Raw genomic sequence first — 14,263 nt, forward strand, 5'->3', positions numbered from 1 at the left:
CTGCCGCGCCACGAATTTTATGCGGAAGGCAAATATATCCGGTCGCCCTCGAAGATCACGTTTGGATCGAAAATGTGATCGTTCAACATGATGGCATCGGCCGTATCGATTGATCGCTCTCGCGCTATACTGCCGAGCGTCTGTCCCCGTTTCACCTCGATGCGTTCATATTCTCCGTTCTCAAGATCTGGATTGATACGCCCCCGTTGGGTCTGTTCACCTTCTTCATGTGGCTCCACATAGTCCACGCAAACCCAGCCTTCATGCTCGTTGCCCGCCCAATCACGGCCGCGCACGGCAACCCATTCCCGACCGGTTTCGTCGGTTTCCCGTTCGCCCGTTTCTTCTATCAGGGTTCCCGGCTGGAAAGCGGTTATCCGATTTTCTCCAATCTTAGGCTCATCGCGCAGGTTGAGGCCTTCATTTGCCGTTACGACCAATTGCGGCTGTTCGTCCGGCTCCTCCGGAGCCGGCTCGGACGGTGAGGTTGGCTCGGTTGGTCCGTCGGTTTCATTGGGCTGCGGTGGTGTTGAACTCTCCTGTGGCTCTTCCTCGCTCGGCGGAGGGTTTTCCTCAACAGCCGGCTCGGCCTGATCTGCGGAGAACGCATTTTCAATCAGATAATGTGTACCAAAACCCAAAAGCCCGACTCCGACGGCCCCTGTAGCCAGCCGACCTTTTGTCGCGTCGGAGAGACCGGTACTCTTTTGTCGCGTTGCTGCTGTGGTATCTCCCGGACCCAGCCTTGCGGCGCGATGCGCGTCTATATCGGCGCGCACACCTTTATAGGCCAGATATGCCGCCCCCGAACCGAAAAGAACGTTAGGAACCCAAGCATCGGGGCCTGCCGGGACCGAGTACGTGGCCATGAGGAAGGCATTGCCCACATTCATGGTGGTCATTCCTGCATACTTCTCGACTTTGGAAGGCGTATACGCATTTCCGGTTATTGCCTGATGCGCGTTTTGTACCCCGCCCGTGTGATCGGAAATTGTATAAAGTTGATTGTAAGGTGTCCCGTCACCATAGCCGTAGGAGGATGTGTGGTAAGCGCCGTTCAACACGAAAGTGAACGCGTTCAATGCACTCAAACTGCGGCCAAGCTTCGTGTCGCGGCCCGTAAGTTTCGGTGCCAATGCAAGTGGCGTGGTTCCCACGCCCCTCAGAACAAAGCCGGCGCCGTTGCCCACCATCAGAATTTCAGGCGGAACGGTCGCTGCAAGCGTCACATTTGCACCGAGATATGGACCGTAGCGAACCGCCAGATCTTTTATTCTGCCTGACACATTCCCCGTTGTGGGTGCATTAGGCTGGCCACCTGTTTGCAGAAGTTCAGCCCGCTGCGGATCCAGCTTTGCCGATTGCGCAGAACGCATGGCGGCCCGTTGCTCGCTGTTGAATGCACGAAGTTGATCGTTGTTGAAAGAGGCAAAATGGTCAGGCGTCAGCTTTGCAACCTGCTCCGGAGTCATTGCCGCAAGCTGCTCTGGCGTGAAGGCAGCAGCCTGAGCGGCACTTAAGTTAGTAAGCCGTCCAGGTTTGATGGCCGCGATTGAGAATGGTCGGATCGCCTGTAACTGCTCGCCACTCATTGCGCGGAGCTGCTTGGGACGAAGAGCACCGATCTGGTCGAACCGCATCCGGCCGACCTGCGCGGGTGAGAATGCGGCCATCTGATCGGTGGAAAGCTGTGCAAATGCATTTGCCTCGATCGAACGCAGTTCCGTGGTGGTCAGGTTCGCGATGTCATCGGTCGAGAAGCTGCGAACCGTCTTTCCATTGAGAATAAAAGGTGGCCATCCAGCAGGCTCCGCATGGGAATGGAACGGCAGGTCGAGACTCAAGATCTCACCGGTCGAAGCATCGATCTCGACCTGTCCTCGCCAGGCATTCGGCTCGGAAGGATCACTTCGCGTTTGCGTTGCTTCGGTCCCTTCCGGTGCGATCGTCTGCCCATCGCCATCGTTCAAGGGTGGCTGGTCTATCGGCCTTGCCGGCCCGGTCGGCGGATCGCCGTCGCCCCTGCCGATCTCGCGCAGGGTCTCTTCATACTGCCGTGTCAGGGTTTTATCCTGGTCCAGCCGCTTGAACTCGGCAAGCCGGGTCCGGTCGTCCAGGAACGCCCTGGGTATCCAGCCCACCGTCTCTCCGTCGGGACCTATGATCGGAACCGAAAGCGCATGGAGCGTCCCGTCCTGAGGCAGGTTCGGCCGCAGAAGCGCATGCCGGATCTCGGCCAGAGTGCTCGGATTGCCGTCGCCAAAGGAATCCACCAGCACCGTGCGAACATCCTGGCGCCCCATGAAGGTCTGTGCCGCCTTGTTGACATTAAAGGCCGAACGCCATTCGGAAACGGGGTTACCCGCCGCATCCCTCTTCATCACCTCGCCACTCGTGATCACGAGCGGAGCAGGCGTATCCGATGGCGGCGGTACATCACCGGCAACCCGCGGCAGCCCAAGCTGATCGATCACGGCTTCGGCCTGATACTGCATCGGATCGACCACCCGCACATGATCCATGCCGCGATTGGCCAGCGCCGTTTCGACATGGCCTTTGAGCGCCGGGTAATGCGTGCAGGTCAGCCACAGAGACGTCGCATCCGCGTCGACCTTCGCCACATAATGATCGACCGCCGCCTGAACCGTCTGCTGGTCCGCGGGATCGGCACTGTCATGCATCATCCTGTTGACCAGCGTCGCCAGATCCAGATCCGGATTGTCTTTCGAGCTCGCGCCGATCTCCTGTACCTGGATCCGCCCGCCGCTCAGCCGTGTGACCTCGTTGCTGTAGGCATGGCTGTTCACCGTCCCGGTCGTCGACAGGGAAACCGGCCGCTCACCGCCAAGCTCGACCATTTTGCCGGCGGTTACGTCGACAAGATTGACGACCGGCGTATCCACGCCCCGGGCAATAACACTCGTCCCCGGAGTGCAGGCCGTATTGCACGCCATGGCGATAACGCTCGGTGAAGCCGTGCTCTTCAGAACCCCGTCAAGTGTTCTGAGTACATTGTTGGTGTTGGAGGCAATCTGGTCCGGCAGGAGGTTCCCATAGGGCGCATTCGCATGATCCACTCCGATCACGCGCTGCACCGATATACCGGTCTGCTCACGAATGATCCTGGCCAGGTTGTTGGATGCGAACAGGCCACCATTGCTGGAATCCATGACCCCCAACTGGATCGGCTCCACGCTCGTCCTTTGCGACGCATCCGCAAGCAGGCTTCGAAAGCCGCGATGTGCCTCATGATGGAAACCGTCGACGCTGGCTTCCTGAAGCCGGGTCACGCCATCGACCGCGCCCGCATCCGCCGCCGCGGCTATCGCATTATACTGCTCATTCCCCGTATGAAGCCGCACGTCCGAACGGCCTGAGAGCCGCAGCATGGAGGCTGCGACCGCTTCCGCCCCCCAGTTCGACACGCTCGCCGTCACAAGATAATCGACAGGCACCGTCGCCGCCATCGGCTCGCCGTTCAAGGCAGGCGGAATGTGCTGGCTGACATTGCCCATGCCCGCTTCGTTGCCGCCGTCGCCAATGCCCAGCGTCTCAATGCCCGGCCGTTCGTTGGCCGCAAGCACGATCTCGTCGAGCGGCGGGTTGATAATATGCGTCTGACCGTTCTCGTCCGTCTCCTGCTTCACGGAAATGCCGCGCATGTTGCGATACTCGCCATCCGCGCTGCGCGCCGGAAGCTCGATCGCCATCACCGCATCCGGCTGCACATCGTTCAGGATATCGTCCGCCGCCTGCCGGGCCGCGCTCGCCTCATGCGGGGCATCGAACACGCGTATCCGGTCTGTCGGCTGGCCGAGCGCCTCCAACGATGCCCGCAAGACGGGCGCGTTGGCACTGTCCGTCACGTAAGTGACCTGCTTGTCGAGCCCGTTCAGCATGCGCCCGAGGAGCGCCGTTCCCGGAGGGCCGTCTGTCTCCGGCATACCCCGCGCAACGTTGAACCCCGTTACGAGAACGATGTTCTCCTTCCCATGCAGGACACGGGCAGCCGATTCAACGCCTCCGCGAGCCTGGAAGAGATCGACGCCCCGTCCAGGATAGAGTGTCGCCACCTGGTGAACCTCCGAGCCCCCGGGGACATCCCGGCCCCCCAGCCGCTCGAAAGGCGCGATCCCGTCGGACCGATGCGACGCCGCTTCCGGGGTCGAGGACGAGGCGCGATGCGCCTGCGATCCTCCCCGATGCCACGGAACGATACCGGTCTCGCCCGTCTCCGGGTCGCGCACAAGAATATGCGTCTTCCCCGCAACCTCAGGCGCATCGCCGCGCAATTGCGGACCGTTCGGATGCGGAACATAAACGTCGCTCGGATCCGCCGGAAGACGCCCATAAACAGGAGCGCTGATCGTTTGACCCCTATCGTCACTCACCCGGATGAATGTTTTCTTGTCTACCCTGGCATAGGCGGCGGCACCTTGCGCTCCGAGGCCTGCGCCGGCAAAACCGGTCGTAAAGCCGGTGATCGCATCGGCAATCTGCAGCCCCGACATCTGATCGTAGTGCAGGATCAGGTCCTTTGCCGTGACATACATCAGCGGAGCGCCAACCGCCATTGCGCTCGCATCGAGCGCATGGGCGGCCAGATTAAATCCGCCCGCTGTCCGGATATAATCGTCCACCTGCCCGGTAGCGTAGGGAGCCTTGTGCCAGATTTGGCTGAGACGCCCGGCATCCGCGGCGGCATTGGCGGCGCCTGATGTGCGAACCGCCCCCATTCCGGCCAGAAATGCCTGGCCTTTTGTCAGATTAAGACTGCGCGCCATTCCGACCATTCTGAGACCGCTGCCCGCCATTGGCAGGACGGTCGTTGCGACCATCGCCATATTCATCAAGGACTGGCTCTCACCCCATTCACCGCCATGCTGCAGGTGATTGACCTGGTGCATCACAGCCCGTGTGCCCAGATAAGTCCCGCCGGCAACAGCCACTGGTGCAGCGATTGGCGCTGCAGGTGTGAACGAAAGAACGGTTGCGATTCCCGTGCCGATTCCCACCAGCGGATCAACGACCTTGTCCATTGCCGAAACGTTCCGGGCCTGAACAACGTCGAGTTCGATGTGGCCATCCGCGTTCGGGTTCATCCGGAGATCGGAGGGAACGATCAGATCGCCGTCTTCGGAATATTGATTGTTGTTGTCCTGAAAGTCTTTGACACTGTCAAAAGCCTTGCCTGCGACATCGACATAGCGCGTGTCGCCATCATTGTTTTTGACTGCAAAAAGCGCACCCTGCTGCATGCCGACTTCGTCATCGATGTAGAAAACCGGTACCACGCGGACTTCGGCGTCATCACCGCCGATATCCCGGATCTCCTCGCGAACCTTGTCGAGCGCCTCGTTTCCTTCGTCGGTCGAAGCATCGAGTTGCAGGGCCTCAATGATGAGCCCATCCTCCACCGGACGGAAGGTCTCGTCATATCCGCCTTCGTAGAGCGACTGCATTTCCAGTTGAACGCGCTCCAGCATGTCTTCCCTGCGCGTATCGAAATACGTGTGTTCCAGCTCGCTGTTGTGTTCTCGGGACGTACTGTCGTCAAAGAGCTTCAGCGGTTGCGTTTGCTGGAAGGATTGCCAATCGGCAGCCGTATCGGCGGAGGCACGGATCCGGTCGAGCCCGTCGCTCAGCTCGCGGGCCATGTCCAGAGCAATCTGGCTCTGCGCAATCTCTGGAGCGACCCAGCGCCATTCATCCGCCTTACCATCTTGATTGATATCGATTTGGATGGCCACCGGTGCATCGCCGTTCAGCGCCTCGAGCCCCCGTGCCTCATAATCGGCGGCAACGTCGGGGTGCACTTTCACCGGCGTTCCATTTATATCAATCTCAACCGGATCGACCCCATCTGGAAGCGCACCCTCCGGCGGCTCTATGCTGCCCAGGCCGTGCTGTTCGAGAAGCTCGTTGTATTCCTGTTCGAGTTCTTCGATCTGGCCGTTTATATCCTCGATCCGGACATTCAGTTGCTCCTCGAGGGTGCGATTGACGGTTTCACCTGCCTGAAGCTCCGCAGTCCTCAGCGCCGCCGGCTGATTCGGCGCGCAGACAGGGGCTCCGGGATCCGTCTCACCTGTTAGCAGCGCATTCCATTCATCATTCAGCTCGTGATAGCGGTAGCTTTCGTCCCCATCGACAACCCCGAGATCGAACGTCAGCTGCTGCCGCGTTTCACCATCGGAGAATGTGTTGACGACCCAAAGCTGTCCATCTTCTTCAATCACCTCCTGGCTTTGAAAAGTGCCGAGATAATCACCGCCTATGGTCGAATGTTTTTTACCCTCCTCGGCCAGGTGTTCATTCTGTTCGTTATAGGCATCCAGCAATCGATCCTTGATATCGTACGCTTCGAGTTCGATCCCGGCGCGATCGCTTCTGGCCTGATAGTAGTCAGCGTAAGCAGCAGTAATCTCCAGTTGCTTGTCGTATGCGTACAGTTGCTCCTTGAATTCAAGCCAGGAAGCGGCCTTCGCGCCGCTCACCCAATGCCATTCCGCTGAACCGTCACCATCGGCGTCAAACTGTATCCTGACAGGCTGTCCGCCCTCGGAAAGAGCCAATAGGCCTTTATCTTCAAAAGCCTCGGCAACGTCCGGCGCGACTTCGACTGTCTGTTCACCGATTTCGATTTCCACCGGATCCACATCCTCCGGCAATCCCTCGATCGAAAGATCGAAACCGTTCTCGATATCCGTGACAATTGAGGCCGTCAGTGTTCTGTCCCCCAGAAGGGACTGGGCATCGGCTTCATAAACGAGCGATTTGAATTCGGCGAAATCCTCGTCGTACTCTTTTACGACTTCTTCTATGTCGAAACCACTGCCTGGTTCGGTTGCATACTCGCCATTCGGATCCGGACGCGACAAGGGCATTTCACCGCGCTTGTCGATAGCCTCTTCCATGAGGCGCTCGGCTTCCTCATAGGCTTCCAAAGCGTCGCTGGCCTCTTCTACACCGGCTTCGGCATCCGCCAGCCGTTCCCGTGCATCACCGAGGTTCTCAGCCTGCGCTTCTGGCCGACGCCAGGAATAGCGTTCCCCGAGCCCTTCGCGGAAAACCTCGTCGAGCTTGTTGCCCGCCGCGTTCCAGGCGTCTTCCGAATCCGGATCAAGCATCCAGACATCAATCTGCGCGTTCAAGCGCTCGACTTCTTCCTGGTACGAGATCAATTCACCGAGAGCCACTTTTTCAGCCATGATGGCTTCGGCAACTTCGGGATGCACCCAATGCCAGGTGCCCTCGATCTGAACCGGTACATGGTCGACATTGGGATCCTGTGGCGGCTCTCCCTGGAAATCGATGATCACCACATTGCCGTCTTCGTCGACCTCCGTTACGGGAGTCGCTTCAGGCCCCAACCCGTGTTCTTCGATCGCGGCGTCGGTGGCTTCGGCTGCTTCTTCAGCATCACCTTTGATCTCCTCATGGGTATCGCCGGCAAGCATGCCTTCGATGACGGTTTTGACGATCGCATCTTCCTCGGCTTGAGCCGCGTCATCACTGTTTGGATTGATGGAGATCAGGGTGCGCGCCAGCGCTTCCTCCAGACTTCCGGCCTCAATCGCGATCTCCGTGCCGTTGTCGTGATTCTCCAGCGTCATCTCGCCGTCAGGACCCGTTTTCAGCGTATGGCCGTTGAACGTCTCCTCGACGGTGGTTTCGGTGGCACCATCGATAATGATCTTATCGCCCGGATGGATAACGCCGCCTTGCTCTTCGAGCAGTTCCTCGTTCTGCTCTCTCAACTCCTCGACGGTGACATCGTATTTCTCTGCAATGGAGTGCAACGATTCTCCCGCACCCACGTCGTGCTCAACGGGCTCGCCACCATTGACAGGCGTCGTGCTGGTAACGGTCTCCCGCCCCTCAGAATCAGTCACCGTTTCGTGTATCGAGCCATCGTCGTGTTCGACTCGCCTGACATGGTCGCCATCCTTGTTCACATATTCTCGGATGGTGGTGCCATTGCGGTAGTGCCGGAAAAAACTGGCCTCAACGTCGCCGGATTCGGCATCGCGAACTTCAATTTCACGGGATATCGGGAAATCTTGGTCCGGGTCTGAAATTTCGACCTCGTATCCAGCGGCCTCGAGCTGCGCGATAACCTGTTCACGCGTCAAACCACGCTCTTCCGCGATCGTGCCGATGCTTTTGCCGTCGACCACATCGTCTAGAATGTCCGCCGTACCTCCGCTTGTCGCGTCCTGATCTGCGGTGAGTTCCGTCTCCTCTCCGTCCGAGATAACGACCGTCGTCGTCTCGCCCTGTTCCGTGGTGGTCTCTCGCACCACCACCCCGCTTGGCAGTTCCCGTTCCTCGATCACCGTGCCAGAACCCAGATCGTCTTCGTAACGGGTCGTTGTCACGCCGGTTTCGGAATCGTGAGCTTCTTCAACCTTCCAGCCGCGCTCATCACGAACCGACGACAATTCCTCTTCACCGCCTTCCTCCTGGACGCCGGTGTGGTACGTGCCATCACTCTGATTGCGGTATTCCGTTACGGTGCGTTCGCCGTCGGGATCGGTAATTTCTGTCGTATGAACGCCATCTTCCGTACTCTCTGGCCCCGCCGTCTCGACGGAATAGCCGCCGGCTTCAAGTGCCTCGACCACCTGATCGCGAGACATCTCCTGATCCTCGGCAACGGCATCGATGCTGTGACCCGCTTCAATCTCCTCAAGGATCGTGTCAGCTGTTTCCTGGGCGGCCTCGGAGGGCTCGTCTCGAAGGGGACCGTCTTCGAAGGTCACGGGCGTGAATATAGGCCGCATGTCCGGATCGTTGCCGGGCACAGACTGATCGTTATTCGATGGTGTCCAGCTCGCTGGCGTTGCACTGGTCGGTTCTACCCCGTTTGTGCCGTTGGCAGAACTGTCTCCACTCGAAGGGCGCGTCACTTCCCAGGAAGCCGGCGATGACTGCTTCATGGCCTCTGCCTGCTGACGTTGGAGTTCCGCAATAGCCGCTCGGATAGCGGCCATGGCTGCCCAAGGTGCCTTCATCAGTGGCGAAATCCGACCTACCGGCATCAGCGTTCCCTTCCTCAATTCGAGCCCGAAGGACGTCGCCAACCGCTTCCTCCACGGCGGGCAAACAGTCTCAGCGCTTCCAATAGACCTCGAAGGCAGCGAGTTCCTTCTTCGCGCGGCTCAGAGCGCCTTCAACATCGATTCCGCGCTGGTCGGCAATCAAGCCGGCCAGCAATTCAACAGCCGCGATGGCCGGTACCACACTGCAGAATCCCGATTGCGAGCGAGCGGTAACGATGAGGCTTTGGTGCGCCGCCCGCGCGAGTGGCGAAACAGGGCTATCCGTAACGGCCACAAGCGTGACACCGAGATCGACTGCCTTGCGTGCGACCTCTACCGTTACCCGTGCGTAGGGCTCGAGTCCGATGACAAGGATCGCATCGCCTTCACCGGCATGCCGGAGGGGTCCCACTCCGGTTCCTCCCCCAGAGTCCAGCAGCGCTACGTCTTCTCCGAGAAGCGAAAGCGCATGCGCGAAATAATGTGCGGCGGCATGTTCCGCCTCGACACCGAGGCAAAAAAGGCGGCGCGCTCCGGCAAGCGTATCCCCCGCCGCGAGAAGCTGCTTTGCACTGATGTATTCGCCCAGGCTTGCAACCTGCGCGGCAAGTGTATCCGACATGCTGCCGACCCGGGAGAAGACCCCCTGCTCAACGCCCTCGATACCGATTGGCGTTGTAAAATCCGCCTCGGCATGAGGATTGCGCAACTCTCTGGCGTAAAGCGCCCGGATGTCCTCATAGCTTTTCAGACCCAGTGTTCGCGCCAGACGCATCATGGTGCTGTGCGAAACGCCGGCTCGATTTGCTTGCTCGCGCATGGATATCAACGCAACATCGTCCGGATGGTCGAGGACGTAACGGCTCGCCATCTGCAATTGCCGCGGCATCGTTTCGAAACGCTCGATCAAAAGCTCTGCCAATGGTCCCTGTTTCATCGCTGTCTCTTAGCCCCTTGCCCAGTTGAAGATTACGGTCACCTTCACAAAAATGCAACATTTGGAACGATTCTTATAAAAAATTCCAAATGGACTTTCATTCCCGCCGCCGTTATCTTACACTCTCTTTGTGCACACACCCACTTCATCAAGGGTGTCTGCACATCAATGAACCTGATCCATCGAGGGAGTGAACAATGAGCGACTCATCACCCGGCGCCATTTCCAGCGCGTCGAGCAATGATGGAAATCTCGACAAGATGATTCAGCACCAGAAAGAAATGTTCAATCTGAGCATCAAGGCCGAAATGGCCAAGTCGGAGCACGACTACAACATGAGCATCTCGCGCAAGATCGGCGAGGCAGGCCAGAAGGCCTAATGCAACATGAGTCGGGAATGCGTGTCGCGGCCTCGATGCGACACGCGTTTTCCCAAGCTACGAGAATTTCAGCCGAGACGTTCAAGCATATCGCAAGTCGTTGAGAGGTGCGTCTGAATGATGGCGGAGATGACCCCAATTGTTGACCGCGTTCGGGACACGGCCCTTGTCCGGCGGATTTCCCAAAGCATTCCCGGTCTGAAAAAACATGCCGATGCCGTTCCGAGCGGTGAGCCTTACGTCGACTTCGAAGTAACTGCCGGCCTTCACTCGGGTGCCCGGTTGGATTTTGCCGAGTCGACATTCACCGTAGGGTCGAGTGTCGAAGCCGACGTTGTCCTGAGTGATCCTGAGATCGCAGACATCCACGTGCGCCTCCGTATCGAGGGCGACCGCGTATATCTGGAAGCGCTTGGCGGAATGGTTCGGATCGTCGACGGAGACACTATACCTGAAGGCTATGGCCGGCGCTGTCGTCTGCCTCTGGAGATTTCGCTCGGCGGCGCAAATCTGCGCCTGCTCGACACACGCCCACCGCGCCCTGCAAAACTGCCTTTTTCGAACCGCTCGTTCATGATTGCGGTTGGCTTGGCAGCCGCAGTCTTCGCCGTTCCAGTCGCATCCAATACGCTTTCTCCAGGCAATCAGGAAAGTTCGGACAGCGGGACGGCTAGTCTGGCGCTCGCGGATACGTCAATGCGAGATGGCCCTGTGCGTGAGCAGCAAGCGCTTGGTGCGTTTGAAGCGCAGATGAAGCAGATGGGCCTCGACGGTCTGTCCTTGACGGCTGAGAAAGGTCGCCTCGTCGTCTCCGGCAATATTCCCGACCATATGGCCGAGAAATGGAGGTCGATCCAGGCCTGGTTCGACGAAGTTCACGGCGGCCGCCTCCTCTTGAAGTCCAATGTTGTGATTGGTGACGCCAGCGACGTGCCGCGGCTTCCACTGCGAGCGATCTGGTATGGGGAACGTCCTTATATTATTACGGCCGGCGGCGCGCGCTTCCACGAAGGAGCTTTCGTCGACGGCGGCTGGATCATCAAGGAAATCGGGGACGAGCGACTGCTTCTGGCCAAAGGCGGAACAGAAATGGCCATTGAGTATCGATGACAAGACGCATCGAAGCACTTCGAATAGATACGTCCAGTATTCATTCGAACGCCCGTTCCACGCAAAATTCAGAGGCGCAGCGTGGTGACGCCGCACGGCGCGAGCAGATCGACAAAGTCGGGCTCCAGGCGAACCGGACACAGGAATCGCACACGTCGCAAGGAGCCAATTTTCAAGACCTTGCTCCTTCAGCGCCCCCTGATCGGAAACGCTCACCCGACGAGCTCCTTGCCGATTTCGTGGCACCTGAAACACCGAATGTCGAAGTTCTCGAGCGGTCCGTTCCCATCCTGGAGCATTTTGTAACCGAGATGGTGCCGGAGTTGAGAGGGGGTAAAGAGCTCCACGAGATGGCCACCACCTTGTTGGCGGAGGAAATTGAACGTCATCAGTACCTTCTCAGAAGGATGCAGGGGGGAGTGGAACCTGATTGACGCGCGTGACACGGTGCATCTCCTGCATGTTCTCGGTCACCTCTATGGCAGTCACGGACAGGTGAAGCGAGGGGTGGCCTATTTGCTAATTGCAATTCAACTTGCTCCCGGGGATTCCGGCATCCTGCGCACTCTCGCGCACCTTCTTATTCTTGATGGCGAGGCGGACAAGGCACTGGTCACGATCGAGCGGCTGGAGACAATGGAAGACACTGCCCGACATCCCGCCCTCGCATTGCTGAAGAGCCGCGCATTGGCGCTTGCCGGTCGGACGGAGGAGGCACGTAACTCCTTCCGTGAGTTTCTCGCCGAACAGGAGAACGAAACCCGTGCTTGAGCGGATTTTGCCGGTCCTGTCGAAACTTTCCCGGCGCAGCGATCTGGTCGTCGCCGTTCTTATGCTTGTCGCCGTGACGATGATGTTGATCCCGCTGCCGACCTGGCTCGTGGACATCCTCATTACGGCCAATATCGCATTCAGCGTGCTGATCCTGCTCGCCGCGCTCTACGTTGCGCATCCTCTGCAATTCTCGTCGTTGCCGTCAGTCATCCTACTGGCGACGCTCTTTCGCCTCGCGATTACAATCACCACGACACGGCTTATCCTCCTTCACGCCGACGCAGGCGAGATCGTGACAGCCTTTGGTGCTTTCGTCGTCGGTGGCAGTATCGCAGTCGGGCTCGTCATATTCCTCATCATTACGGTTGCTCAGTTCGTGGTCATCGCAAAGGGTGCGGAACGGGTTGCCGAAGTGGCTGCGCGTTTCATGCTGGATGCTTTGCCGGGCAAGCAGATGAGCATCGATGCGGAGCTGCGCAATGGCGATATCGACCAGGCCGAGGCACGACGCCTGCGCAAACAGCTCGAGCATGAAAGCCAGCTCTATGGCGCAATGGATGGCGCCATGAAGTTTGTCAAAGGCGATGTGATCGCCGGCATACTTATCATCCTGGTTAATCTGATCGGCGGCTTTGCGGTTGGAACGTTGCAGCAAGGAATGTCGCTCGGCGAAGCCCTGCAGACCTATTCGCTTCTGACAGTGGGGGATGGTCTTGTCGCGCAAATTCCAGCACTACTGATTTCCGTCGCTTCGGGAACAATGATCACGCGGGTCACAGGGGCAGAAGATCAGAGCGACCTTGGTCGGCAGATCACCGGACAGTTGCTGCGCGACGCCCGGACCCTCACATTCGGGGCTGTCATTCTTGTTGCCTTGAGCCTGGTGCCCGGCTTCCCTTCGCTCGTGTTTCTCACACTCGGGACAATCCTGGGCATTGGCGCTTATGGAATCTATCGGCGGTCGGGCGAAACCAAGCCGATCGATATTACCTCGCCGACTGAGGATCAGACATCGACAGACAGCGAAACCCGATCGCTGCAGTACGAAAAGGCCCCCAGTTTATCGGCACCGACCCGCATTGTTGTGCGGCTCGGCAACGACCTCGGAAACCTGGTGCCAAAAGCGGAGCTTAGCGCACGGTGTGAACAGGTCCGGGCTACTCTCAAGGCCGATCTCGGCATCGAAGTTCCCCCCATGGGTACGTATGTAGACGATGGTATCGAAACCCATCACCTACGGGTGGATCTTGAAGGCGCGCCCATTCTCTCCGCAGAGGTGCCTCACGATCAAGTGCTTGTCACCGCAAACCCTACGGATCTGGAACTTCTGAATGTGCCTTTCATCACCGGGCAATCGGTGGCGGGCCGGCAGAAGCCGGTATGGGTTGAAAACCGTTATCTCGCAGATCTCGCAAAGGCGAATTTGGAGTATCTTCAGCATGCGGAATTTCTTGGCCAGGTCATTGAGCATGCATTGCGCGGCTATGCAGATCATTTCATAGGCATTCAGGAAACACGAAAACTGCTGTCTTCGCAGGAAGACGAATACGCCGATCTTGTCCGTGAGGCGCAGGAAACCGTTCCGCTTCAAAAACTATCGGAAATCCTTCGCCGGCTCGTCGTTGAAGACATCCCGATCAATCATACTCGCATCATACTGGAAGCCCTTATCGAGCAGGGTCAGCACGAGAAAGATGCGGCACTTTTGTGTGAGCATGTACGCATCGCCTTGAAACGACAGATCAGCTTTCGCATGGCCGACCGCGACGGGATCATTGCCGCGTATATCCTGCAACCTTCGGCGGAAGAAGCACTGCGAAACGCAGTTCAGAATACATCTGCCGGTGCATTCATCAACGTTAGCGATGAGGAGGCGCGGTTCATCGCCGGACAGATAGAAGAGACGCTTTCAATGGCGACGGCCGGAACCGCTCCGGTGGTTCTGACGGGCGCGGACGTGCGGCGTCATGTCCGCAGTCTGCTAACGCGCCAGAAAGTGAAACTACCCGTGCTTTCCT

7 protein-coding genes are annotated in these 14,263 nt (G+C 58.5%); 5 read left to right on the forward strand and 2 right to left on the reverse strand.

The window, feature by feature from the left end:
- Window positions 1–17: 17 nt before the first annotated feature.
- Complete coding sequence (locus QZ638_RS02735; RefSeq protein WP_295806555.1) at window positions 18–9,086, reverse strand: glutamate cyclase domain-containing protein; 9,069 nt, start codon at window positions 9,084–9,086, stop codon at window positions 18–20.
- 28 nt (window positions 9,087–9,114) lie between these two features.
- Entirely contained in the window at window positions 9,115–9,981 is an 867-nt protein-coding gene (locus QZ638_RS02740; RefSeq protein ID WP_295806558.1) for a MurR/RpiR family transcriptional regulator, read from the reverse strand.
- A gap of 197 nt (window positions 9,982–10,178) precedes the next feature.
- Between QZ638_RS02740 and QZ638_RS02745 the strand changes: the two genes are divergently transcribed.
- The 5 genes from QZ638_RS02745 to sctV form a co-directional block, all read left to right on the forward strand.
- Complete coding sequence (locus QZ638_RS02745; RefSeq protein ID WP_295806560.1) at window positions 10,179–10,361, forward strand: hypothetical protein; 183 nt, start codon at window positions 10,179–10,181, stop codon at window positions 10,359–10,361.
- Window positions 10,362–10,478: 117 nt separating this feature from the next.
- The gene (locus QZ638_RS02750; RefSeq protein ID WP_295806562.1) at window positions 10,479–11,471 is read left to right on the forward strand and encodes an FHA domain-containing protein; all 993 of its coding nucleotides are present in this window, start codon (window positions 10,479–10,481) and stop codon (window positions 11,469–11,471) included.
- Complete coding sequence (locus QZ638_RS02755; RefSeq protein ID WP_295806564.1) at window positions 11,468–11,905, forward strand: hypothetical protein; 438 nt, start codon at window positions 11,468–11,470, stop codon at window positions 11,903–11,905. Before QZ638_RS02750 ends, QZ638_RS02755 begins: the two co-directional genes overlap by 4 nt.
- A 73-nt stretch (window positions 11,906–11,978) precedes the next feature.
- Window positions 11,979–12,242 (forward strand): hypothetical protein, encoded by a 264-nt coding sequence (locus QZ638_RS02760; protein ID WP_295806566.1) that lies wholly within the window; start codon window positions 11,979–11,981, stop codon window positions 12,240–12,242.
- The coding region (sctV, locus tag QZ638_RS02765) for a type III secretion system export apparatus subunit SctV (RefSeq protein WP_295806569.1) at window positions 12,235–14,263 on the forward strand (2,029 nt) is incomplete at its 3' end. The genes QZ638_RS02760 and sctV, both read left to right, overlap by 8 nt.

This window comes from uncultured Nitratireductor sp. (assembly GCF_913053745.1).
Taxonomy (GTDB): Bacteria; Pseudomonadota; Alphaproteobacteria; order Rhizobiales; family Rhizobiaceae; genus Nitratireductor.

Excerpts from the sequence above, each read along its gene's own strand:
- QZ638_RS02745 (WP_295806560.1), top strand. The coding sequence starts at position 10,179 with ATGAGCGACTCATCACCCGGCGCCATTTCCAGCGCGTCGAGCAATGAT.
- QZ638_RS02740 (WP_295806558.1), bottom strand. The coding sequence starts at position 9,981 with ATGAAACAGGGACCATTGGCAGAGCTTTTGATCGAGCGTTTCGAAACG.
- QZ638_RS02755 (WP_295806564.1), top strand. The coding sequence starts at position 11,468 with ATGACAAGACGCATCGAAGCACTTCGAATAGATACGTCCAGTATTCAT.
- QZ638_RS02750 (WP_295806562.1), top strand. The coding sequence starts at position 10,479 with ATGATGGCGGAGATGACCCCAATTGTTGACCGCGTTCGGGACACGGCC.